The sequence below is a fragment of the Enterobacter sp. ECC_219_Taxon_10 genome, assembly GCF_058354905.1.
Window position 1 is genome coordinate 2,834,334 of the sequence record NZ_CM178005.1, and the last position, 24,546, is coordinate 2,858,879.

General features: G+C 54.0%; 18 protein-coding genes and 1 pseudogene. 7 read left to right on the forward strand and 12 right to left on the reverse strand.

The window, feature by feature from the left end:
- Nucleotides 1-3: 3 nt before the first annotated feature.
- Genes AC4ICF_RS13510 through AC4ICF_RS13525 form a run of 4 tightly spaced genes read right to left on the reverse strand, consistent with a single transcriptional unit; the run spans nucleotide 4 to nucleotide 3,653 of the window.
- Entirely contained in the window at nucleotides 4-1,242 is a 1,239-nt protein-coding gene (locus AC4ICF_RS13510; RefSeq protein ID WP_166711502.1) for a DotU family type VI secretion system protein, read from the reverse strand.
- 17 nt (nucleotides 1,243-1,259) lie between these two features.
- Nucleotides 1,260-2,603: a type VI secretion system baseplate subunit TssK gene (gene tssK / locus AC4ICF_RS13515; RefSeq protein ID WP_316379617.1), complete on the reverse strand. Its 1,344-nt coding sequence runs from the start codon at nucleotides 2,601-2,603 to the stop codon at nucleotides 1,260-1,262.
- Between the two features lie 28 nt (nucleotides 2,604-2,631).
- On the reverse strand, nucleotides 2,632-3,135 hold the full coding sequence (gene tssJ / locus AC4ICF_RS13520; RefSeq protein ID WP_116339318.1) for a type VI secretion system lipoprotein TssJ: 504 nt from the start codon (nucleotides 3,133-3,135) through the stop codon (nucleotides 2,632-2,634).
- Between the two features lie 23 nt (nucleotides 3,136-3,158).
- The gene (locus tag AC4ICF_RS13525) at nucleotides 3,159-3,653 is read right to left on the reverse strand and encodes an SH3 domain-containing protein (RefSeq protein WP_163329910.1); all 495 of its coding nucleotides are present in this window, start codon (nucleotides 3,651-3,653) and stop codon (nucleotides 3,159-3,161) included.
- 979 nt (nucleotides 3,654-4,632) lie between these two features.
- On the opposite strand from AC4ICF_RS13525, the gene AC4ICF_RS13530 reads away from it, so the two are divergent.
- Nucleotides 4,633-6,921 (forward strand): FdhF/YdeP family oxidoreductase, encoded by a 2,289-nt coding sequence (locus AC4ICF_RS13530; protein WP_316379615.1) that lies wholly within the window; start codon nucleotides 4,633-4,635, stop codon nucleotides 6,919-6,921.
- A gap of 23 nt (nucleotides 6,922-6,944) precedes the next feature.
- Nucleotides 6,945-7,847, forward strand: coding sequence for a LysR family transcriptional regulator (locus AC4ICF_RS13535; RefSeq protein WP_316379613.1), 903 nt, complete (start codon nucleotides 6,945-6,947; stop codon nucleotides 7,845-7,847).
- A gap of 178 nt (nucleotides 7,848-8,025) precedes the next feature.
- Here AC4ICF_RS13535 and AC4ICF_RS13540 read toward each other — a convergent pair whose 3' ends face one another.
- From AC4ICF_RS13540 to AC4ICF_RS13550, 3 genes are all read right to left on the reverse strand, one after another.
- On the reverse strand, nucleotides 8,026-10,287 hold the full coding sequence (locus AC4ICF_RS13540; RefSeq protein WP_316379612.1) for a GGDEF domain-containing protein: 2,262 nt from the start codon (nucleotides 10,285-10,287) through the stop codon (nucleotides 8,026-8,028).
- 340 nt (nucleotides 10,288-10,627) lie between these two features.
- A complete protein-coding gene (locus AC4ICF_RS13545; protein ID WP_316379611.1) occupies nucleotides 10,628-11,386 on the reverse strand; it encodes a phosphate/phosphite/phosphonate ABC transporter substrate-binding protein in 759 nt (252 codons plus the stop codon).
- Nucleotides 11,379-12,350 (reverse strand): fatty acid desaturase, encoded by a 972-nt coding sequence (locus tag AC4ICF_RS13550; protein ID WP_316379609.1) that lies wholly within the window; start codon nucleotides 12,348-12,350, stop codon nucleotides 11,379-11,381. Before AC4ICF_RS13550 ends, AC4ICF_RS13545 begins: the two co-directional genes overlap by 8 nt.
- Nucleotides 12,351-12,499: 149 nt before the next feature.
- On the opposite strand from AC4ICF_RS13550, the gene AC4ICF_RS13555 reads away from it, so the two are divergent.
- Nucleotides 12,500-13,480 carry a GlxA family transcriptional regulator gene (locus AC4ICF_RS13555; protein WP_163329905.1) on the forward strand — a complete coding sequence of 327 codons (981 nt, stop codon included), beginning with the start codon at nucleotides 12,500-12,502 and terminating at the stop codon, nucleotides 13,478-13,480.
- Between the two features lie 78 nt (nucleotides 13,481-13,558).
- Nucleotides 13,559-14,569, forward strand: coding sequence for a type I glyceraldehyde-3-phosphate dehydrogenase (gene gap, locus AC4ICF_RS13560; RefSeq protein WP_316379607.1), 1,011 nt, complete (start codon nucleotides 13,559-13,561; stop codon nucleotides 14,567-14,569).
- 41 nt (nucleotides 14,570-14,610) lie between these two features.
- Here gap and AC4ICF_RS13565 read toward each other — a convergent pair whose 3' ends face one another.
- Entirely contained in the window at nucleotides 14,611-15,798 is a 1,188-nt protein-coding gene (locus AC4ICF_RS13565; RefSeq protein WP_116339302.1) for an MFS transporter, read from the reverse strand.
- Between the two features lie 115 nt (nucleotides 15,799-15,913).
- Here AC4ICF_RS13565 and AC4ICF_RS13570 point away from each other — a divergent pair, with 115 nt between their 5' ends.
- Nucleotides 15,914-16,870, forward strand: a complete 957-nt coding sequence (locus tag AC4ICF_RS13570; RefSeq protein WP_116339300.1) for an AraC family transcriptional regulator — start codon at nucleotides 15,914-15,916, stop codon at nucleotides 16,868-16,870.
- A 14-nt stretch (nucleotides 16,871-16,884) separates the two neighbouring features.
- Here the strand turns inward: AC4ICF_RS13570 and AC4ICF_RS13575 are convergent.
- A pseudogene (locus AC4ICF_RS13575) lies at nucleotides 16,885-18,225 on the reverse strand (carbohydrate porin).
- A 414-nt stretch (nucleotides 18,226-18,639) separates the two neighbouring features.
- Between AC4ICF_RS13575 and AC4ICF_RS13580 the strand changes: the two are divergent.
- Complete coding sequence (locus AC4ICF_RS13580) at nucleotides 18,640-20,325, forward strand: alpha,alpha-trehalase (RefSeq protein ID WP_316379604.1); 1,686 nt, start codon at nucleotides 18,640-18,642, stop codon at nucleotides 20,323-20,325.
- 62 nt (nucleotides 20,326-20,387) lie between these two features.
- Here AC4ICF_RS13580 and AC4ICF_RS13585 read toward each other — a convergent pair whose 3' ends face one another.
- On the reverse strand, nucleotides 20,388-22,490 hold the full coding sequence (locus AC4ICF_RS13585) for a TonB-dependent siderophore receptor (RefSeq protein ID WP_316379603.1): 2,103 nt from the start codon (nucleotides 22,488-22,490) through the stop codon (nucleotides 20,388-20,390).
- Nucleotides 22,491-22,602: 112 nt separating this feature from the next.
- The gene (locus AC4ICF_RS13590; protein WP_192984515.1) at nucleotides 22,603-22,857 is read right to left on the reverse strand and encodes a GlsB/YeaQ/YmgE family stress response membrane protein; all 255 of its coding nucleotides are present in this window, start codon (nucleotides 22,855-22,857) and stop codon (nucleotides 22,603-22,605) included.
- Nucleotides 22,858-23,064: 207 nt separating this feature from the next.
- On the opposite strand from AC4ICF_RS13590, the gene ycgR reads away from it, so the two are divergent.
- Nucleotides 23,065-23,796, forward strand: coding sequence for a flagellar brake protein YcgR (gene ycgR, locus AC4ICF_RS13595; protein ID WP_116339292.1), 732 nt, complete (start codon nucleotides 23,065-23,067; stop codon nucleotides 23,794-23,796).
- Nucleotides 23,797-23,832: 36 nt separating this feature from the next.
- Here ycgR and emtA read toward each other — a convergent pair whose 3' ends face one another.
- Nucleotides 23,833-24,444: a membrane-bound lytic murein transglycosylase EmtA gene (gene emtA, locus AC4ICF_RS13600; protein WP_116339290.1), complete on the reverse strand. Its 612-nt coding sequence runs from the start codon at nucleotides 24,442-24,444 to the stop codon at nucleotides 23,833-23,835.
- Nucleotides 24,445-24,546 lie beyond the last annotated feature (102 nt).

The window sequence follows — 24,546 nt, forward strand, 5'->3', positions numbered from 1 at the left end:
TCCTTAGTTTCCTTGCGGCAATCCGTTCAGCTCGGCCTGAGTGTTTTCAGGCGACACCAGCAGAGTAATTTCCACACGGCGGTTACGGGCGCGGTTTTCCGGGGTCGTGTTCGGCGCCACCGGGTTAATCTCGCCCCGCCCTTCCGCCTTCACGCGGCCAGGCTGAGAGAGGCTTCCCTGCAGCATTTTCTGTACGGAGCGCGCGCGTTCCAGTGAGAGCTCGTAGTTAGAGGCAAAGCGTGCGCTGCGGATCGGCACGTTATCGCTGTAGCCCACCACCAGAATTTTGCCGCTGACGTTATTCATCGCCTGCGCAATGCGGTTGATGACCGGTTCATAGCGGTCGCGCACGACGGTAGAGGCGGAGGCAAACAGCCCGTCGCCCTTCAGGATCACGACGCTGCGATCCGCTTCGTCTTTCACCGCCACCAGGCCCGCCTCAATTTCAGGCTTCAGGAAGCCGCGCAGGTTCAGCACAGCGGGCAGCTGACGCGCCGGCTGCTGGATGGTGGTTTCCGGCAGCTGGGACTGGTAAATCTTCGCCAGCACCGGGTTGGTGCTGTCGCCAAGACGCCAGTTAAGCACGATATAAAACAGGCAGGCGATAAACCCGGCCAGCGCCACGCAGGCCCACAGGGGAACCATCGGCCGCCACAGCTTGCGCAGCACCGGACGATCTTCCGGATGAGGAGAAAGCGGCGGCGGATAGCTACCGCGCACGCCGCGGATCATCTGCCACAGCCGCTGCTTGATGGTTTCAAGCTGGGTACGACCATTGTCCAGTACCCGGTAGCGCCCCTCGAAGCCCAGCAGCAGACAGTAGTTGATCATCTCCAGCAGCAGAATATGCTCGCGCGGGTTCTGCGACAGGCGCGCCAGCAGCTGGAAGAACTTCTCCCCGCCCCAGGTTTCGTTATGGAACGTCACCAGCAGGCCATTGCTGGACCAGACGCCGCTGCTGCCCCAGGGGGTAAGCGCGGCGGCCTCGTCCAGCGCCGTACACAGGCAGTAGCGCGCCCCGACGATCACTTCGTAGGGCAGCCCCGCCTGCTGGCAGCGGACTTCAAAACGGCGAATCTCATCGATCAGGCGCTGGCGTAACGCCACCTGATCGTCATGTGATACCGAATGACGGATCTGCGGAATCGCGTTGAGCAGCGGATTGGCGGCCGCCACCAGCTGATTGTTGCTACTGGCTCCGGTAAACGCGGCATCACTGCCGCTATCCTGTCGTTCCTGCATATTAAGCGCTCGCTTTATTATTCTGTCGGGCTACGGATGGCCCAAAACTCCATATCCAGCCCCGGGAACTCCCCTGCAAGGTGCAGGGCGAATGCGCCGGACTTATCCATCTCGTGCCACAGCTCGCTGCCCTTCTCCAGCTCAAAGTAGCTGTAGCCGGCATGCCACGGGATCTGCGGTGGCGCGACCGGCATGGCGCGCAGCATAATGCCCGGCAGCTGTAGCTGAACCAGATCGCGAATTTTCGAGACCGGTGCGACCTTCATCTGCGCCGGGAAATGGGTCTGCAGGTGTTCGCCCGGCACGTTGGCTTTTACCGCCAGCACGAAGCCAAACTCACGCACCATGCTGGTTTCAGGCACCGTGGCAATGTTCAGGCCATGGGAGCGCTCGTTAAGCGGCAGCTGAATCGCGTGGTCTTCCATTACCAGCGACAGCCCCTGACGCAGCATCAGCATCAGCTTGCTGAAGCAGTTCGCCAGATCGTCGTGATCGTAAATCGGCAGCACGCTCTCGGTTGTACGCTGCGACGTCCAGGTGGCGAGCTCGGTGGCAAACGGCAGCCAGCTGCGCCAGAGCGTTTCCGGGTGCAGCAGCGGCAGCGTTTTCAAATGTGAAATCTCGCCCAGATGACGGTTCACCAGCGACAGCAGCGTAAATTCAATCAGTTCAGAGGTGTTAAAGCGGCCAGGCTGGCGCAGGCGGCCGCCAATCTGCTGGCTGCGCTGCACCAGCAAGCCGTGCAGATCGTTAATCATGCTGTAGATCTGCGGGCTGTTGTTGGCGTTCAGCATCGGCGGGATGTAGCTGTTATCGAGCCGCACGTGGTTGTCGTTGCGTTTTTCAGTCACAAACGCCACGCCGATGGCGGTCCATTCTGCCGTGAGGTCTTTTTCCAGCATCAGGGTCAGACGCAGGCGGCCAAACTGTACGGTAGCATCCCCTACCGACATGGCGTTATCGTCTTCCACCTCCTGCTCGAACGCGACGAAGCGCGCCAGCGAGGCCGGCTCTTCGCTGAAGATCACCTCTTCCCGCTCGCCACGACGAACCGGCAGCGCAAGCACCACCTTTTCGTTGGTGAGGTTGTCAGGAATTTTTAGCGGTGCGGGACCGTTGCGTCCGTTGCGCACCTGGAAAAAGGTGCCGTCCGGCAGTAACCCGCTGCAGTAGCTCAGGGCAATGCAGCCCTGGCGAAGCATTGCTTCGTCCAGCTCTACGTCGAGAAAGCCCCAGAGATAAGAACGCTGCAGCGCACCCCACTCACGAACATGGTTGAGCAGATAACTTTCAGTCCGCTGAAAATGGTGTGGACGCAGGAACATGCCTTCGGTCCAGACGACCTTTTCTGCTTTGGTCATGATGATGTGTTTCCTGTTGTGAAGCGCGTTACTGGCTGATGACCCGAATGCCGTTTACGTCGAGAAAAACGTTGGCCTGGAGTTCATCCGCGGACCATTTCCAGAACTGGTAGATATGATTTTCGCCTGGCACAGGCAGCGGGAGTGAAACGCGCCATTTTTTACCGTCCAGCTTCTGATATTCCGCCATCACGCCGATATAGCGCGCCTCGGGATCGCTCTGACCGCTGAGGGTTTTGGACAGCTGTCCCGGCATCAGGAAGAAAACATCGCTGTTCAGCAGATTCGCGCCAAGCGTTGCTGACGCGTTGTTCTGCAGGGAATAGAAGTCGCTGGACATGAAATCCGCATCGGATTTCAACAACAGCACCCGGACTTTAAGTGGCGCAGAATCATTGATTTGTGGATGAGCCTGAAACTGCAGATTGTAGCGGGAAGGGTCGCTGTGTGAAGACGACGTACAACCACTGACAAGGGCGAAAAACGCCGCGTAAAAGACTAACCACAGCCGATGAAACTTTTTATTATTCATAAAAATACGCCCACGAAAGCCGTTTAGTTCAGGATCCAGGTACCGTTAGCGCTGTCTTTGCAGGCTTTGCTGTTGCCATCCACATCGACGCAGGTCGCCTTTTTACGCGCCTTAGGACGAATGGCCTGTTTACGAACGGTCGCTTCGTACTGGTCGGCTTTGATAACGGCACGCATCGGGACGTAGCCAATCAGTTGGTCGTTCCCCTCATCGGCGAGCGCCATCCAGTAGTGTTCAACCTGCCCCAGCACCACATAAGTTTTGCCGGTATCCAGCGTACGGATAACCTTTCCGCCAAAATCAGGACGGCTCATCAGGGAGGCCGGGTACATGGCGCGATAAGGCTCGTTAAGCGGGGTGAATTCCGTTGGCGGCACCACGGCGTGACGGTGAGTCAGGGTGACGCCGTTGACCTGGCTGGTCACAATCGTGTCGTCGGTGATTGCCGGTTTCTGTGGCGCTTTACAGCCCGCCACCGCCATTACAAACAGAAGTGAAAACAGTACGCGCATTTTCATATGCTTTTCCGTAGCGATATTTTGATGATGGAGATAAGGGGATGAAATTTGACTTAGGTGCTATTGTTAAAATAGTCAGGATAATTTCGGGGTGTTACTAATTTTAAGGCATAGCTACCGCACGAGCCCTTCAGAATAAGGCCCAGCGTCTTCCTGACATATTTTGACAAACGGTAAACAAGTTTACATGAGCTTGCCTGCAATTCAATATTTCCTGCCTGACAAGTGGTGCTTAAAGAAGCATATGAATGATTATAGGATTAATCTGAGAAAAAAATATGGTTTAAGTGCGACCCTCTATTTCACCCGCCAGACAACCAGTTATCCAATTGATATTTAAAGATTAACCACAAAAAAGAATTACTTTCATTACCGCAGTCACTCTATTATTGCTACTACCATAACTAGTAGAATTTGGCTTTTTGTGAGGTGCAGAAAATATATCCAGTATGAATTATTTGTTGCATTAGCCATGTAACATTAATTACTGGAAGGGGTAAGATGAATATATGAAGCTTATTCAGCAGGGTTGAAAAAAGTTAATTTTGCACTTCAAAATAAGTTTCTCTTTTAGCCACTACTTTTTCCCCGTTATTATCACCTGGATATTATAACAATTAAGCGTTGCTACACCATTTATGACGTTTCCCTCGATGAAATTGTGAAGCATTCCCTTTTCTGTTCGGATTCGCTTTGCTGCAAACCACGCAACCTTCATTTGAAATTTCACCCTGACTACATCATCGCGCCGCTACCGCCATCGCTCAGACTGAACACATGATAGATATAATTTATTATTAAAATGATAAAATTTCGTTATAATTTCTTTAAATAGTTACACATGAACCGCTTTAACCCATTGTTATAAATATGATTGCAGGCAAGAGCTATAACTCGATCGCATGGGTTAACCTTTATGCCAGTCATTGCTTTTGCTTATTACCCAGCCGTTGCGCGACCAAACACGTCAGGAGTATGTATGAACACGAAAAGACGCTCAGTTCCCGGTATCAGACACTATGATGGTCCTGCCGGCGGCTGGGGCGCGTTAAAAGCGACGGCCATTGCGGTACGGACTCAAATGGATACCTTTGAAGCCCCCGCTACGCTGCTGCGCACCAACCAGCCTGACGGTTTTGACTGCCCGGGCTGCGCGTGGCCCGATAAAGAACACAAATCAACGTTCCAGTTCTGTGAAAACGGCGCCAAGGCGGTGACATGGGAAGCAACCAGTAAGCGCGTGACGCCCGCGTTTCTGGCGGAAAACAGCGTCTCCTCGCTGCTGGCAAAATCGGACTTTGAGCTGGAGGGTTACGGGCGTCTGACGCATCCCCTGCGCTATGACCGGACTAGCGATACCTTCCGGCCCGTCGACTGGGACGAGGCGTTTCAACGTATCGGGGAAATCATGCGCGGGCTCGAACCGGACCAGGTCGAGTTCTATACCTCCGGACGTGCCTCCAACGAAGCGGCGTATCTGTTCCAGCTGTTCGCCCGGGAGTACGGCACCAATAACTTCCCGGACTGTTCGAATATGTGTCACGAGGCCACCAGCGTCGGCTTGCCGCGCTCCATCGGTATTGGGAAAGGTACCGTCTCGCTGGACGACTTCGACAAGACCGAGCTGGTGATCTCCATCGGCCATAACCCCGGCACGAACCATCCGCGAATGATGGGGACCCTTCATGAGCTGGCTCGTCGCAACGTGCCGATTATCGTCTTCAACCCGCTTCGCGAGCGCGCCCTCGAACGTTTTGCGGATCCGCAAAGCGTGATTGAAATGGCAACCTATAGCTCTACGGATATCGCCTCAACCTACTTCCAGGTGAAGGCCGGGGGCGATGCTGCCGCGCTGAAAGGTATTGCTAAACATCTTCTTGAAATGGAGGCCGAACGCGGTAACGTGCTCGATCGTGCCTTTATAGCAGAACACACCCAGGGCCTTGACGACTTTGCTGCCGATATCACGCAGACCCGCTGGGATGACATCGAGCGCGAGTCCGGGCTCAGCCAGGCAGCGCTCAAAAAGGTGGCCGAGGCCTATGCAAAATCAAACGCCACCATCATTACTTATGGAATGGGGATTACCCAGCACAATAAAGGCACGGCCAACGTCCGCCTGATTGCTGACGTGCTGCTCCTGCGCGGGAATATCGGCAAGCCCGGCGCGGGGATCTGCCCCCTGCGCGGCCACTCAAACGTTCAGGGGAACCGCACCGTCGGGATTAGCGAGAAGCCCACCCCCGCCTTCCTGACGCGTTTGAAAGAGGTGTTTGGCTTTGAGCCCCCTTCCCGTCACGGGCATGATGCGGTGCAGGCGACGCAGGCCATGATCGACGGTCGCGCAAAAGCGCTCATTTGCCTCGGCGGTAACTTTGCCGTTGCGATGCCCGATCACGAACGGGGTTTTCCGGCGATGGGTAACCTTGATTTGAGCGTGCAGGTTGGGACCAAGCTCAACCGTACCCATCTGCTGGTGGGCAAAGAGACCTTTATTTTCCCGTGCCTCGGCCGCACCGAGCTGGATATGCAGGCCACCGGCCGTCAGTCCATTACCGTTGAAGACTCCATGTCGATGGTGCACGCCTCCTCCGGCAAGCTAAAACCCGCCTCGCCGTTACTCCGCTCGGAGCCCGCCATCGTGGCAGGCCTTGCGAAAGCCACGCTGTCGGATACCCGTGTAGACTGGACGACGCTGGTCGAGGATTACGACCGCATCCGCGATCTGATTGAGCAGACCATCCCGGGGTTCGAGAACTACAATGCGCGGATCCGCGTTCCCGGCGGCTTCCGCATGCCGCTGCCGCCGACGCAGCGTATCTGGCCGACCGCGACGGGCAAAGCGATGTTTTCGGTATTCGACGGCGTACACGAGAACGCCAGCGGCGAAGGCGAGCATGTTCTGCGCCTGATTACGCTGCGCAGCCACGATCAGTACAACACCACCATTTATGCCCTGGACGACCGCTACCGCGGCGTGTTTGGCCGCCGCGACGTGCTGTTTATGAACGAAGAGGATATGGCGCTGTCGGGGCTGGAACACGGCGATCGCGTGGATATTGAAACCGCCCTGCCCGGCAGCGCTCAGCGTCTGGAGGATATTACCGTGGTGGCGTACAACATCGCCCAGGGCTCTGTCGGGGCCTATTACCCGGAGGCCAACGTGCTGGTGCCGCTCGATTATCTCGATAAGGACAGCGGCACGCCGTCGTATAAATCGGTTCCGGTTCGCATTACCCTGCGCTCGAAAGAGATCCGCATGCTGTAAGGCTTCACGCGCAGAGAAGAGTGATGGACATAAAACAGTTAAAATATTTACTCGCGCTCGACGAAACCCGCCATTTTGGTAAAGCGGCCTCGCGGTGCAATATCACCCAGCCGACCCTCTCCATGCGCATCCGCAGCCTGGAAGAGGAACTCGGGCTGGTGCTGATTGTGCGCGAACAGCGCTTTGAAGGGTTTACGCCGGAGGGTGAACGTATTCTGGCGTGGGCGCGCGCGCTGCTCGCCGCGCACGACGGATTGCAGGCGGAAGCCGCGCTGTGCAAAGGTCAGGTGGTGGGGGAATTACGTCTGGGGATGGTGCCGTTGGCGAGCGTGGATCCGATGATCTTTATCCGCCAGCTGACGCAAAAGTACCCGGAGCTGACCTACAGCCTCTATTCTATGTCTTCGGCGCAGATTGCGGACGGCGTCAGCCGCAACCAGCTGGAACTGGGGATTTGCTATCTCAACAGCATCGACACCAGCCTGTTTGATATTATCCAGCTACCTAAAACGAAGATGGGCCTGCTGCACGACACCCGCCATTTCCAGTTGGACCAGACACCGCTCACCTGGCGCGACCTGACGGATTTTCCGCTGGGGTTCCTGACCAAAGGGATGCACTACCGGGCGCATATGGAGGCCAGCTTTAAATCAGCCGGCATCGAACCCAGGTCCGTTTTCGAGAGCGACTCCACATACCAGATCATTCAGGCGGTTCAGAGCGGCGTGTGCTGCGCCGTGATGCCGCTGAACAACGGGCTTGAGGAACTGAACAACAATTTCAGGATCGTCCCCATCGCCGATGCGAACGTTGAGGCCCCCGTCGGCCTGATTATGCGCAGGCAGAAGCCCGTCTCCTCGCTGGCGCTGCGCTGTTTTACCGACGCCCAGGCGATTTATCATGCGATCAATGCAAATAGGCCTTAATTATCATTAGCTCAATTTAAAATTTTATTGTAGACGTGAAATTGAATTATTGCATATATAAAATGTAAAAAAATACATTTCTCTTTAGAGTTAAAGATTTAAAAAAACAATCATTTATCAACCAGTTAGCGTCTATTTGAAAAGGGGCATCCGTCACGATAACCCCTCGGTATTAGCTTTACTCCAAAGCAGCCCTAATGATCTTCAAAGACTCTCTATTTTTGTATTCAGCCATGCCAAATACTTTTTCCGCCATTAATTTAAACCTTTCAAGATTAAAGCAACTAAGATTATTAACTTTAGCTTTAGCAAGCATTAATGTGTAAACATAATATCCAAAAGCATGTTGCGTTAGAGCTTTCTCGAGATCAGAATCACTGATGTCATTGAGGACTCTAAGCCCACGTTCATATTCGGAAAGATAATAAGTAACCGTACCAAAGTTTGTTTTATATATATATTCTTTTGGTTCTCTATTAACAGCTTTTTCAAAAACATCAGCAGCAGTTCTGCTGTCACCATCATTATAATAAATCAAACCTGCTAAATTAAGAATATATGCATTTTCAACTCCAAGCTTTCTCAAATTTTCGAAGTCAACAATACCTTGTTTATAGGCTTTTTTCTTCCTATGAGAATTTAATATAACACCAACCGTATCGTAATTAAAATGTACTAATTCTGAGTTCGTATCAGCAGCATTATCAGAGGCAGCATATCTTGAAAATTCTATTGAGTATCTTGGATCAAGTTTTTCGGGATCAGCTTCGCCGATATCCTTTTGGCAAAACACACCTATTCTAAGTTGAAGCTCTGAAAACATGTTTTTAAGAGCCTTAAAATGATTAACCAATATATCCTCATCATAAACATCTCCTTTACCAACAAGACATATAGACCCTGAATCCAAAATACCTACTCTTGAGTCAGAATTATAGTTGCCACTGACTTCATTAAAGAGCTTAGCTAAAGATTTATTTAGCGCTGCACTACCATAACGTTTAAGATAATCCTCTTCTGCCGAAAATCTATACACAACAGAAAATACATTCCCTGAATTATTTATATTGTCATGAACGAATTTTTGTAGTAATGATGAATCGCCAATATGAGCATATGCTGTAGAGTCAGGTAAAAAACGAGATGAAGAAGTTAATAGATGACTTATACTCCCAGTAGGTATAGCTTCAAGACTTGATCCTTGCTCTATGGTAATAGAGGTATTTTTTGTGTCAGAAACATAAGCAAAGGCCATTTCAGGTTGTACATTAAAAATCGTAATTGTTGTTAGTTCTATCCGTGGATAAGTACCTATGCTTCTTGTTGTTCTGCCATCGTTAATAATAAACTTTCTTTTACCTGTATAACCTGGTGGGTATACCTTAAACTCCTGCCCCAAAAGAACACCAACATTTTTACCAATATCAATAGCAACAATATTTGTAACAGCATCATGTTCTAAAACACGCCCGCATATATGTAATATCTCCTCGAATTTAACTACTTGGTTCCTACCAGCGGATTTAGCGCGATATAATGCTGTATCAGCATCTTCAAGTATTGAATTTATTTCATTGTTTATCTCTCCAATTGAAAGGTTATAAAATGCTACGCCGATGCTTGTTGTTACATTCCTTTCATGTAAGTGTGGTGGGACAACTGATGAAAGGTTTTCCTTGTCGCACAATCTCATCCATTCTATGTCTGTGGGTAATGGTTCATCACAAATACTGCTTCTAAAAATATTAGCCCAATCAATAATTTGTTCTTTACTATAGTTCCCGCAAATTGAAATTAAAAATTCCTCCCCCGAGGGATGTCCGATATGAATTTCCACATCTTTATCATTATTTATTTTTTTTGCGCATTGCTCTAAACGTATTGCAAAAGTTTTTAAGACTTGATCACCATAGAGATGTCCATATGTATCATTTATTTGTTTGAAATGGTCTATATCAAGAGCAAGTACTGCTAGTATTTTATCTTGTCCATCCTCTTGAATTTCACCGCTCAAAGGTAATTCATGTCCTCCTTGAATTTTTAACAGTAACTTTTCTCGAAAAGAATCTCTTGCTAATAATTGAGTAAGCTGATTATACGATACTTTGTATGAATTAATGGCTCTCTGACTTGCCTTATTTAGTCTTGTATTAAAAACCTCCAATGTCCTGCTTTGCACATTACTTTGAAAAGTAAGGGAAACAATACAATCAATACCTTGACAAATAAACCAAGCGGTTTTACTTTTAACTGGCCTGAATATTTCCCTTCTTATATAACATTTTTCAAGATTTGCTCTAATTTGCTTATTTGGTTGTAAATCATTGTCTAGTTCAAACCAAGTGTTATTATATAAATAATACACTCCAACCGAAACCCCTTCGAGACTCATTTCATCAATTATTTCATTGTATAATAGTCGCAACTTTTCCAGTTTCATCTTTGCACTCTCATTTTTATATGAATTATTTTACTGTGTGAACGGCTCAATGGTAAAACATACCATTGTAACTTATAATTATTTATAGGAATTACAATTTGAACGAAAAAGTATAAAGCTATGACATCACTCACAAAATTTATTGTGAGTACCTCTAATAAAAATAATCACTCTGGGTTATAATTAACCTTATCATCCTGAGAAGGCGCGAGCCTATAGTTTGTGTATAACTATTAAGTTACTCATAACATCTCGCTCACTATTACAACTCGCATTGATTCAATGCCCTCACCTTCGGTAGTTTTGCACTTAATTTTAGAAATGTGCTTAATCACTCAATTTAATCATTTAATTGAAAATAAGCCTGGCGCGTCACCACGCTAAAACCGCCGATGAGAACCGCGGCACAAACCTCCCGGTATTCCGGCGCGCTCACCAGCTCGCGTAGCGCATCGCGAATGGCACTGAGTGTTTCGGGGGACGTGCGTTGCGACGTGATTAATGGCAGCCCAGGCGTAAGCGGGGTACGGTCGATCGCCGCCAGCCCCGCAAGCCGTTCCGGCTCATGACGCTCCAGCAGCGCCCAGGTCACGCAGTCGATGGCGGCGATATCGCTTTTCCCGCGCTGGACGTCAATCAGGGACTGACGGTGACTGCCGCTGAATGACGTTTGTGAGAAAAATGGCCCGTCAACAATCAGGGGAGCCACCTTTTTTCGCAGTGCGTTATAGCCGGACTGCGAGTCTACCGAATTACAGACCGCCCGACGTCCGCGAAAATCCGCCAGCGTCAGGTGCCGATCCTCCTCGCGCGCCACCAGAAAGCTGCGGTACTGGAACCCTTCGCAGCCCTCCGCGGTGTAGTGAAAACAGCCCACCACCTGCACGTCCGGGAGCTGCGTGACCAGCGGGTAGCCGCACGTCTGGCTGAGGATAAGCTCAGGCTGCCGCCAGTGGGTCAGCAGGTCAGACTCCGGCCAGCCGGGAACAGGATCGACGGGCACATCCCGTGCGGCCAGCAGACGCTGCACCGCCAGCCAGAGCGCGCGGGTGTCGGCGCGATCCACGGCGTACATGGGAAGCGCCAGCAGGTTACTCATACCTCTCCTCCTGTTGTTTTCCGGGATGAACGGTGACCTCCACAGGCCGGGTCCAGAACTGGCGTAGCCAGTCACCGTAGCCCCTGACCACAAAGCCGTGGTTACGCTGCCGGTACGCCTCCCGATTTTGCCGGTAGATCGTCGGTAACCCGTACCAGGGAACACCCGGTAAATCGTGGTGAATGGAATGGTAGTTGAGATTCAAAAACAGCACCCGCCAGAACAGCCCGGCCTCGTTAATGACCGATCGCGCGAGCGGATCGTCCGCCGCCCGATGTTCGTAAAACGACCGGACCTTGGTCAGCGCCAGCGCCGGATAGCTTACCGCCAGCACAAACCAGACGGGTGAAAAGCCGAGATGCGCCATCCAAGCGAAAAGCGCCGCCAGCAGCAGAGCGTGAACCAGCCACATCGCCATTGCCCGCGGCTGACGATGACGAAACGACGTCACGGCGCTGCCCAGCGTCTGAAGGATATCCAGAAGCGGCGCCAGTGCCAGCCGCCCGAAAAAGGTATTCCGGGCGCGGATCGCGCGTTTCTGCCACGGCGAAAAACGTGACCAGCTCTCGTCGGTAAAATAGTACGACTCCGGGTCATCCACCGGATCGGTCAGGCTATGGTGCCGATGATGCGCAAGATGGGAATCCCGGTACAGGCCGTACGGATACCAGACCGCCAGCGGGAGCGTGCCAAGCAGCTGGTTAAGCCAGGCGAAACGGGTGGGATGTCCGTGGATCAGCTCATGCTGCAGCGACATGTACCAGGCGGTAAACCCGATGAGCAGCAGCGTGGCGGGCAGCAGGCCCAGCGTTTGCCAGAACGCCAGCGTGGCAAACCAGCCGGCATAAATAGTGACGATCAACAGCCACGTGGGCAGTTCGCTTCGCCATATAAAACCCGATGCGAGATGGCGGATTTGTTCGCGTTGTTGCGGATGTAAATAGAGGGAGCTTCGTTGACTCATTCCTTCAGACGCCGTTTCGCCAGAGACAGTGCCCTGACGATCGGGGATAACGCCTGAAATAACAAAGAACTTAAATCGCTTTGCTTTGCCAGAAATGTGGGGGGCACGCGCCGCTTGACTTATTTTGTGGTAAAGGTACTTTTCAGGACATGAAGAAAATTTTAATTATCGTTCCCGACGGTGGCATGCTGTTTGAAGCCGCCGGTATCGCCGACATTCTGATGCAGGCCAACCGGCTGCATCCGGAAGGGCTTTCCCGGCCCCGCTACCGTATTATCATCGCCACCACGCAGCCTCACCAGGTGATCCACGGCCAGTCCGGTCTGAACCTGCTGGCGGACTATCGTCTGCCGGAGCTGGATCCGCGCGAACCGCTGGACACCATTATCATCACCGGACGCGGGATGAACGAGCAGGAAAGCACGGCGGTGGTGGACTGGTTGCACCTCGCTGCGCCGCATGCCCGGCGGGTAGCCTCTATCTGCGGCGGCGCGATGCTGCTGGCCCAGACCGGCCTTCTGGACGGTCGTCGCGCCACCACCCACTGGCGGCTGCTGGAGACAATGCAAGCCCGGTATCCGTCTATCCATGTCGAAGCGGGCCCGCTGTACATTCAGGATGGCCCCATCTGGACCTCCGGCGGCGTCAGTTCCGGGTTCGACCTGACCCTCGCGCTGGTGGAGGACGACTACGGATTTACCCTCGCCCGCGACGTGGCGCAGGATATGGTGATGTACCTGCGACGTCCCGGCGGACAGCTGCAGTTTAGCCGCTATAGCCTGCAGCAGCCTGGCACATCGGGGCCCATAAGCGAGCTGCAAACCTGGATCCTGCAGAACCTCACCGCCGACCTGTGCGTGGAAAATCTTGCCGAAAAGGTGGCGATGAGCCCGCGCAATTTTACCCGGGTATTTACCCGCGACGCGGGCGTCTCGCCTGCCCGCTACGTGACCGAAGCGCGCCTGGCCGCCGCCCGGCAGCTGCTTGAGCAGACACATGATCCCCTTGATCGCGTTGCCGAGCAAAGCGGGTTTGGCACCAGCATTAATTTGCGCCGCATCTTTGAGAAGCAGCTTCACCTCACGCCCGGCGAGTACCGCCAGCGATTCCACTGCCGCAAGATGGCGTAATCTGATCCTTTTTTGTCATTTACGCCAACCAGCCCGACGCCTACAGTGACTCCAGACAACAGAGATAAGGAGTGCACCATGGTTAAGGTCGGTATTAACGGTTTCGGCCGTATCGGACGTAATTTCCTGCGCGCGGCGCTGGGTAACCCGGCTCTTCAGATTGTGGCCATTAACGATTTGACGGACAGTAAAACCCTCGCCCATTTGCTGAAACATGATTCCCTTCTGGGCAAACTGCCCACGCCCGTTGAAGCGGCTGACGGCGCGCTGCAGGTGGACGGTCAGCGGATCACGGTGTTTAGCGAGCGCGATCCGGCAAATATCCCGTGGCGCGATGTCGGCGTTGACGTGGTGATAGAGGCCACCGGCTTCTTTACCGAGCGGGAAAAAGCGGCGGTGCACGTCACGCACGGTGGTGCAAAGCGCGTCATCATCTCCGCGCCCGGCAAGAATGACGATCTGACGGTTGTGATGGGGGTGAACCACGATCGCTACGACCCGGCTCAGCATGTGGTCGTCAGTAACGGGAGCTGCACCACGAACGGCCTGGCGCCGGCGGCTCAGGTGCTGCATCAGCAGTTCGGGATTGAGCATGGTCTGATGAACACGACGCACGCCTACACCAACAGCCAGGCGCTGCACGACCAGCCGGAGAAAGATCTGCGCGGCGCGCGCGCGGCGGCGCTGTCGATTGTCCCTTACTCCAGCGGCGCGGCGAAAGCGCTGGGCAAAGTCATTCCCTCACTGGACGGCAAACTCACCGGGTACTCTCTGCGCGTGCCGGTTCCGGTGGTGTCGATTGTGGATCTAACGGTAACGCTCAGCCGGAACGTAACCGCCGAAGAGGTGAATGACGCGTTCCGTAACGCGGCAGCCAGCGGGCCGCTGAAAGACATTCTGGGCTATAGCGATGAACCGCTGGTCTCCAGCGACTATCAGGGCGACCCGCGCTCCTCCATTATCGACGGGCTTTCCACGCTGGTGATTGGCGGGAACATGGTGAAGATCCTGGCGTGGTATGACAACGAGTGGGGCTTCTCTAACCGCCTGGTGGATCTGGCGGTGTGGATGGATAAGAAAGGGCTGTAAGCCTGGGGCCGGGTGGCGCAAGCGCTCACCCGGCAAATAAATTACTCCGCTTTGACCTTCACGCCCATCAACACAACCACCATCGCCGTCACCAGCAGCAACCCGCTTCCGGCGAATACTCCGCTGGCACCGTTAAGGTCAAATACCGCTCCGCCCACGGCCGCACCGGCACTGATTGCCAGCTGAATTGAGGCCACCAGCAGCCCTCCTGCACTTTCGGCTTCATCCGGAACGGTGGTAGCAAGCCAGGTTGACCAGCCTACCGGAACCAGACCAAACGCAAAGCCCCACAGCGCCACCAGGAACCCGTCCAGCATCGCCAGATGGCCAAACGCCACCATCGCCAGCGCCAGTATGCCCATGGCGAAAGGCACCAGCGCCAGCGTCAGGCGCAGATTACGTGCCAGCAGGTGCCCGGCAACGGAAGTGCCGACAAAGTTCGCCAGCCCAAAGCCCAGCAGGATCAGTGAAATGGTCTCAACGTTCGCCTGCCCCACCGTTTCCAGGAATGGGCGCAGGTAGGTAAAGAAGGCGAAATGGCCGCTGAAGATCAGAATAGTGGCCAGCATGCCGCCGATCATCCCCGGACGACGCAGCACGCGGAACAACGTGCTCAGGCTACCGCTGCTCTCTGGCTTCATGGACGGCAGTACCCAGATCTGCCACAGCAGCGCCAGCATGCTCGGCAGAATGCAGAGCACAAAGACGTTGCGCCAGCCAATCAGGCTGCCCAGATAGCTCCCCAGCGGGGCCGCAACCACGGTGGCAATCGACACGCTGGAGAAGATCACCGCCAGCGCTTTCGGCACCTTATCCGCCGGAACCAGACGCATCGTCGTGGCCGTCGACATCGCCCAGAACCCACCGATGGCGACCCCTAACAGCAGGCGCCCCATCAGAAGGACGTGCAGCGTGGGCGCAAAGGCCACCAGCAGGCTGGAGATGATTTGCAGCACGGAGAAAAACATCAATACCCAGCGACGGTCGATATTTTTGGTCGCCGGGGCGATCAACAGGCCGGTGACCAGCGCCACCAGCGCGGTGGCGGTGACGGCCTGCCCGGCCATGCCCTCACTGACGCCAAGGCTCGCGGCCATCGGCGTCAGCAAACTGGCCGGCAGGAACTCTGCCGTTATCAAACCAAACACGCCCAGCCCCAGTGAATAGACGGCCCGCCAGGCGGGTCTGGCAGGCGCAACGGCCTCTCTCGCCGCGACACATGAATTCATCTGTTATTCTCCCGTTATAAAAATGTGACAACTGTCGCAAAAGCATAGAGGGTTCACCGTGGACGATCTATGACATATAATCTCCACTTATTGATTATTCGTCCGGAGTTGCGCCATGACCGTACAGTCCCCCGATTTGATCAGCGAACTTTTACGCGGCATGCGCCTGTCGGGCGTGAAATACCGGCGGATTGAAGCCAGCGCGCCGTTTGGCGTGGCGTTCCACCAGGCACCCGGTAAGGCGCAGTTCCATTTTGTGAGCCACGGAAGCGCCCTGCTCCGAATGGACAGCGGCGCAACGTTTGAACTGAGCAGCGGCGACGCGCTGTTTATTCCTGGCGGTAATTCTCATGCCCTGCTCTCTGACGCGCAGGCAGCCATTACCCCGGTGAATGCCTTTCCCAGCGAGCCTATCTGCGGCTCGGTCTGTGCGATTACCTGCGAGCCCTGTCCGGAGAACGAGAACACCATCATCTTTAGCGGGTGTATGGATTTTGAGCTCGGCGGGATGCAGCCGCTGATTAAAGCGATGCCGGAAGTGATGATGGTCAGCCGACTGATGTCCACCTGGCCGGAAATCCATCCGCTGCTGGCGGCCATGGAGCGCGAGTCAATGACGCGACAGGTCGGGTTTGCCGGGATCCTCGCCCGGCTGGCTGACGTGGTGGCGGCGCTGATCGTCCGCGGCTGGGTTGAGGCTGGCTGCGGGAAAGCCACCGGCTGGGTGCAGGTCTTACGCGACCCGCGGCTGAGCAGGGCCATTTATGCCATGCACCAGCAGCCTGGCCTGAACTGGAGCGTGGCGGAACTGGCAAAAGAAGCGGGCACCTCCCGCTCCGTGTTTGCCGAACGGTTTCTGGCCGCGACGGGAACCACCCCGGCAAAGTATCTCAGCGAACTGAGAATGCGGCTGGCGATTCAGTACATTCGTCACGAAAACCAGCCGATTGAAACGGTTGCACTCAGGCTGGGTTACGGATCGCTGGCAGCGTTTAGCCGGGCCTTTAAGCGCATCATTGGCCATGCGCCGGGCACGCTGCGGGAAGCCAGCCAGACCCCGGAAGAGATCTGACCGGCAGGCGGGCATCAGAAATAGTATTTAAAGCGCACGCGGCCACCGTAGCGGTCGTCGTTTTTATTATCACCCTCTTTCGGGGAAGCGTTGACCTAGGACGCATACGCGCCCAGATAGATGTTGAAGTTTTTCATCTTCATGACGTTCGGGATCAGGTACGACGTATGGATGGTATGAATGTCATACTCGCCCGGGTCAGAGATCCAGCAGTCGTTCTCACACTCTGCGTCAAACGTCGAGGTATTGAATTCGTCGATTTCGTTATGGGCGTAGATATAACCCAGCTCAAAATTATGCCAGAGGGCATTGATGCCTGAGGTAAAGTCGGTTTCGCCCGTCGCGTCCAGGTAAGCCGTGTTGAGGTTTATAACCACCCCGTCCTGCGGATCGGTTTTGAGCCCGTCCCAGGTCATAGTAAACCCGTAGCCGGTACGGTCGGATTGATCGACCCAGCGCCCTGCGTCGTCGCGATAGCCGTATGCGTTGTTCACCAGGTTGGTCTCCATGGCGACCGCGGTGGAAAACGGCCCGTCCTGCCACGAGATGACCGGGCGCACGTAGGTCACATTTTTATCGTTCTCAAGTTCTGCGCCGTGATAACGCTGGTCGACGTACAAATCGCTGCCGTCTTTAAACAGGGTATTAAGCTCAAAATACCAGTTATCCAGCGTCTTGCTCATCAGGAAGTTGCCCCCGCTGTCGGTTCGCCCGCGGCCCTCTTTCAGCATATAGATATAACCGTAGCCATCGCTGTAGAGATCGTCTGCGGTATTTCCTGAGTATTCCACAAAGGTATCCTGATTGAGCGGGAACATATCGTACGCTTCGAAGCGTCCGACTTTAATTTCCCAGTCGTTCTCAGAACCAAAGAAGAATACCGCATCATCGAGGTACATTTTCCCGACGAGATCGCCGAGGGGCTGAACAGAAAATCCGGCAAAATTGCCGTTATCCATTTTACGATAACCATCAAAGCCTAATAAAATACGTCCGTTAATATCCCAGCGTTCTTTATCTCCTGGTGCCCAGTCACTATTAGCGCTTTGCCTGACGGACGTCAGACTGCCGGTCTTACTCGCGGCATCCATATTAAACTCGACGTCGCCATAAAATTTAATATCACCATACCCTGAAAGCGTCAGCTTTGGCGGTTCGGCTTTGCTCACCGGCTCTTCCGACCGCACAACAACGGCGGATGCTGCCTGCGCGGCGGCCGCCTGCTGCTGTTTAAGCGCCTGAATTTGCGCTTCCAGTTGCGCCAACTTTTCTTCCACGTTCGTCGCGGGTTGTGCCGCGAAAAGCGCGCCGGAATAGAATGCACTTATCAGTATTACCGTTTTTTTTAATTTCATAGAATCCATCCTGATTATAAAAGTGAATACACAAATATTGAGCATCGCCATTTCGACCAAATACCCACTGGGGTGCTATTATGTTTTTTGATAAGTGAATTATGAATTTTAACTTGTGTGATCGACGCAGAGAAAACATCTCACGATGAGCAAAAGAAACACCATTTACTTCACACTCTTATTCCATTAATTACATCAATATTTTAATGCGTAATGTATATAATTATTTAAAGGCATAATTGTTCTAACACCATTTACACAACAAATCCTTCCGGACAGGGCGTGCGAAGCGGTAAATTGTCTGGTTCTGCGCAAAATGGGATATTCAACACGCGAAGCGGGCGATATTCGTCTAAGGTTTTCAGGTGATTGATAACAGCGGTCACGCTGCTCAGGAATACAGGAGACGAACCGATGATAAGACCTCGTACTTTACGCCCTGCCCTTTTGCACCTCGCGCTGGGAGGCGCGCTACTCGGTGTGGCAACGATGGGCTATGCCGACGAAAAGCCAGCCTATCAGAAAAATTCACCCGATATTTTGCTTGGCCCTCTGTTTAATGACGTGCAGAGTGCCAAACTGTTTCCCGATCAGAAAACCTTCGCTGATGCCGTTCCCAAAAGCGACCCGCTGATGATTCTGGCGGATTATCGGATGCAGCACACCCAGACAAGTTTTGACCTGCGCCACTTTGTGGAGATGAACTTCACGCTGCCTGAGGAAGGTGAAAAATATGTGCCGCCTGCGGGACAAAGTTTACGTGAACACATTGACGACCTCTGGCCTGTACTGACGCGCACCACGGATAAAGCCAGCAACAAATGGGATTCCCTGCTGCCGTTACCGAAGCCTTACGTGGTGCCCGGCGGGCGCTTCCGCGAGGTCTACTACTGGGACAGCTATTTCACCATGCTGGGCCTGGCGGAGAGCGGCCACTGGGACAAAATCAGCGATATGGTGGATAACTTCGCCTGGGAAATTGATACCTTCGGCCATATCCCCAATGGCAACCGCAGCTACTACCTGAGCCGCTCCCAGCCGCCGTTCTTCTCATTGATGGTTGAACTGCTGGCGACCCACGACGACGATGCACTGAAGAAATATCGTCCGCAGATGGAGAAAGAGTACGCCTACTGGATGGAGGGCGTAGATAGCCTTCAGCCTGGGCAAGCTAACCAGCGCGTGGTGAAGCTGGATGACGGTTCGGTCCTCAACCGCTACTGGGACGATCGCGATACCCCGCGCCCGGAGTCCTGGCTTGACGATATCACCACGGCGAAGAGTAATCCTAACCGCCCCGCCACGGAGATCTACCGAGATTTGCGCTCCGCAGCCGCCTCGGGCTGGGACTTTAGCTCCCGCTGGATGGACGATCCGCAAAAGCTCGGCACCATCCGCACCACCAGCATTGTGCCCGTCGATCTCAACGCCCTGATGTTCAAAATGGAAAAATTGCTTGCGCGAGCGAGCCAGGAGGCAGGGGACAGCGAGGCGGCGAGTAAATATGAAGCACTGGCAACCGCACGTCAGAAAGCCATTGAGCGCCATCTGTGGAATGATAAAGAGGGCTGGTACGCCGATTACGATCTCAAGAGCAAGAAGGTGCGCAACCAGCTCACGGCAGCGGCCCTCTTCCCACTTTACGTGAAGGCGGCGGCGCAGGATCGTGCCGATAAAGTCGCCGCGGCCACCTCCGCGCGCCTGTTGAAACCGGGCGGTATTACAACCACTACCATCAACAGCGGCCAGCAGTGGGATGCGCCAAACGGCTGGGCGCCGCTGCAGTGGGTAGCAACGGAAGGGTTGCAGAACTATGGGCAGAACAAGGTGGCGATGGACGTAACCTGGCGCTTCCTGAAGAACGTTCAGCATACTTACGACCGCGAGAAGAAGCTGGTGGAAAAGTATGATGTCTCTTCTACCGGTACCGGCGGTGGCGGCGGAGAGTACCCGCTGCAGGATGGGTTCGGCTGGAGCAACGGCGTGACGCTGAAAATGCTGGATCTGGTTTGTCCTAAAGAGAAACCGTGCGACAGCGTGCCGGAAAATCAGCCTGCGGCGAACGATGAGGCTGCGCCGGTGAAAGCTGCGGCGCAGTAAGGGTATTGCCGGGTGGAGGCTTCGCCTTACCCGGCCTACATTTTGAACTCACAGGGAGTTACTTAGAAACTGTAACTCGCCCCTAGCTGATACGTCCTGTCACGCCCAATCCAGCAGTTGGTCGCGTCATAGCAGGTCAACGTCTCTTTATTGGTGATGTTCTGCGCGCTGGCTTTAAGCGTTAGACCTGCCAGCGAAGGCAGAATTTCGCCCATCCGGTACGAGGCCGCCAGATCGTACTGCGTAGTGCCCCCGAGTTTACCCGCATCGTTTGCCGGAGAGATTTCCATCGGCCCGGTGTAGCGTGCGCCCGCTCCCAGCATCAGTCCTTTCAGCGGCGTGTTCTCAAAGGTGTAATCACCCCAGAGGTTGAAGGCATTCTCCGGGACCTGCGTTGGACGTTTACCTTTGTACTTGTCATCTTCCCGGTTGATCGCGTGGGTGTACGCATAGTTGGCAATCAGCGTCAGGTTATCCGTCGGACGGCTGATGGCGGAGAGCTCCGCGCCTTTGGATTCCACTTCACCAGTCTGACGGTAGTTCAGGAAGCCCGGATCGGAGGTGACAACGTTTTTCTGCCGGATGTTAAACACCGAGGCGGTAAACGTCGTGGCGTACTCGGCCAGAAGATATTTTACCCCACCTTCCACCTGCTTGCTGGTGGTTGGCTTGACGTCTTTCGCCACGAGCGTTCCCTGCGGCGACACCGGTGCAAAACCTTCTGAATAGCTGATAAACGGCGAAATACCGTTATCGAAGGCGTAAAGTGCGCCCAGGCGTTTGGTGACGCGATCCTGCGATACCCAGGCCTTATCGCCGTTTTGCAGGTAATCGGTGGTGACGGAGCGGTAATCGTCGTAGCGCAGGCTACCCAGCAGATTTAAGCCGCCAAATTCCACCTGATCCTGGAGGTAGTACCCGTTCTGCTGATAGCTAAGGCGGTTTTTCTGGGCGGTGTAGAGTCCCAGCGCACTTTCATGGATTTGCGAATAGTCAGGATTACGCATATCCATGCCCGGCGTGGAGGACGCGTAACGGTAGTGGAAATGGGAATTCAGCCTCTGGTAGTCAAACCCGGCCAGCAGATGGTGTTTCCAGTCGCCCAGCGCAACGGTTTTGGTCACCTGGTTATCAATGTTGAAGCTCTTAAGATCTTCATCGGTGGTATAGGCAAAGCGGTTAAGCTGATAGACCTCACTCCCCGTTCCCGTCGCGTAGACGCTGTTCTGGTGGGTATCGACGTCGAAATAGCGCGCTTTCTGGCTAAAGCCCCAGCCGCTGTCGAACTCGTGTTCGAAGCTGTAGCCCAGCATCCACTGGCGCTGCTTAAACCCGCTCCACTCATCGCCGGCGTAATCCCGACGATCGGCATATTTCGAGCGCAAATAAGCGAGCGGCAGCGGGTTCGACGGCGTCAGGCTCGGGGAGTTTTGCGCCAGCGCATCCAGCGTGAGGCGGGTTTTGCTGTCGGGTTGCCAGGTGACGGACGGGGCGACCAGGTAATTTTCATAGCGGCTGGTGTGCGGCTGATCGTCATTCTCCGTCGCCTTACCCAGCAGACGGTAATTCCAGTCGCTGTCAGCTATTTGTCCGGTCGAATCGAAGTAGCCTTCTTTCAGATTACGGTTCCCGGTGTTAAAACCGACCTCGGTTCGGGCTTCCCGCTGCGGCTTTTTACTTTGAATATTTACCAGCCCGCCCGGCGAAGCGCCGCCGTAAAGCACCGATGAAGGCCCTTTCAGGATATCGACGCTGTCTATTAACAACGGATCGATGCGCGCCTTGGTGTTGCCGGTGACGTTATAGGGCAACTGCAGCCCGTTGTAGAACTCCTGGTCAACGGTAAAGCCACGAATTTTGTATTCGCTCATATAGGAGGTGTTACCCCGCACCTCGGTCGAGACGCCGGGAGCATAGCGCAGGATTTCGTTCACGGAGTTCGCGTGACGCTTTTCAATTTCAGGCGCCGAGAGCGTGTTGATGACCTGCGGCGTTTTACTTTCGGCAACGGCCGACTTTGTGGCGCTGTTCGTCCAGGCCGGCAGTGCGCTGCCCTGCTCTGAGCCCGTGACGACAATGGTGGATTCTTCGGCGAAAGCCTGGACCTGCAGTGCCAGCGTGACGGCACCCGCCAGGGCGCATAACGTAAAACGTGAGGAGTTCATAATGTCGTCTTGTTGTTAGATGCAATACGGAACGACAATTATTATCATTTAGATTAACAAATCAATACTCAGGCAAAAAAACGGCCCTCCGCAGAGAGCCATTTACGTCAATTTATGCTCGTCGCAGTAACCTGAATATGACCAGCACCACAATGGCACCCACGACAGCGACCAGAAAACTGTGCAGGTCGAAACCACTTATGTTGCCTCCAAAACCAAACATCGTCGCCAGCCAGCCGCCTACAACCGCACCAACGACCCCGAGTACGCAGGTCAAAATAAAGCCGCCGCCATCGTTTCCCGGCATGATCAGTTTAGCGATAGCGCCAGCAATAAGGCCAAAGATAATCCAGGCGATGATACCCATAGCAATGCCCTCTTGCAGATTAAACGCATGTGCAGAAAACCTTCTGCACAGCTAGCTTAAGTATAGGTCATCTCCGAAAAACCATTTTCAGCTCACCGACTTATCTTTGCTTAAACAGGCAAAAAAACTCACCGGTTTGTATTAAGTTTGAGGATGGATTGCCGATAACGCTAAGACAGTCCGTCATCAATCAAGGAGCCACCCGGCGTGAGTCATTACAGTGAGCAGTTCCTCAAGCAAAATCCGCTGGCTGTGTTAGGGGTATTACGCGACCTGCAAAAAGGCGAAGTGCCGCTGCGCATCAGCTGGTCAAATAATCAGTTTATCAGCAAGATCCTTGACGTCTCGCAGGAGCGGCTGGTTATTGACCTGGGCAGCCAGGAGTATGAAAACCGCGCGGCGCTGAAAGCAGAGAATATCGTCGTCATGGCCGAAACCCATGGGGCCAAAGTGGAGTTTGTCCTCCTGCGACTGGAAATGAGTGAATACCAGGGGCTCCCGGCTTTTGTTACCCCCCTTCCTGGCAACCTCTGGTTTGTCCAGCGTCGTGAATATTTCCGCATCAGCGCCCCGCTTCATCCTGCCTATTTTTGTAAGGCTAAAATGCCGGACAAAAAAGAGATCCGCTTCCGTCTCTTTGACCTGTCGCTGGGCGGAATGGGCGCGCTGATGGATACCCCTAAACCGGAGGGCCTGGTAGAAGGCATGCGGTTTACGCAAATTGAACTGGATATGGCGGGCTGGGGCCGTTTTTATTTCGATGCACAGCTGATTGCCATCAGCGAGCGCACGGTTGTGGACAGCAAAAATGAAACGATTACCTCGCCGCGGCTGAGCTTCCGTTTTCTGAACGTCGGTCCGGGCGCCGAGCGCGAGCTGCAGCGCATTATCTATTCGCTGGAGCGGGAAGCACGGGAACGTGCGAATAAGGTACTTTGAGAGAAGTCGGGCAGCGAACGCCGCCCGTTTGCGGCATTACATGGCATCCATCGCTTTCTGTACTTTCCAGATATAGCGAGGCGCCTGCGGTGCCGGATGATTTTTCGCCACATGCTCGACGAATTCATCTTTGTCCATGTCGTTGATCTCCTCGATCGCCTCTTTACGGTCAGAGGAGAAGGTTCTGAGCAGCGCCCCTGCGCCGTTCACGTACGAGACCACCAGCGCGTATTGCATCACTTCCGGATCCTCGATGCCCTTCAGCACGCCATGTTCCAGAATGCTCAGGTAAGCGGTCCCCATGGAGATGTTACGTTCCGGGTTCTTCAGCTCGCTGGTCGACGGCTGGCCGCTCCAGCCCATATAGCGGTAAACCTCTCTCCCCGCCGTTGAGGCTTTCAGCTGCATCAGACCCACCGCGTTGGATTTGCTGACAAGCGTGGGATTGCCGCCGGACTCCACCGCAATAATGGCGGTGATCAGACGCGGGCTGACGCCCCAGGCCTTTCCGGCTTGTTCACTGATCGGCATCCACTGCATGGCCCGTTTCACCGGCACTTCCGGGTTCCAGGGCGGGTTTTGATAATCACGTTTTGAACTACAGCCAGCCAGCAAAACAATCAAAAAAGCAAACCATCTCAATTTCACGTCATCTATCCTTATAGCCGGTCATCGCGGTGCGCCGCCCTTGAAGCAGGCAGCGTATACGCGGCATGATATAGACAATTAGTTTCTCATTCAGCAAGGAAT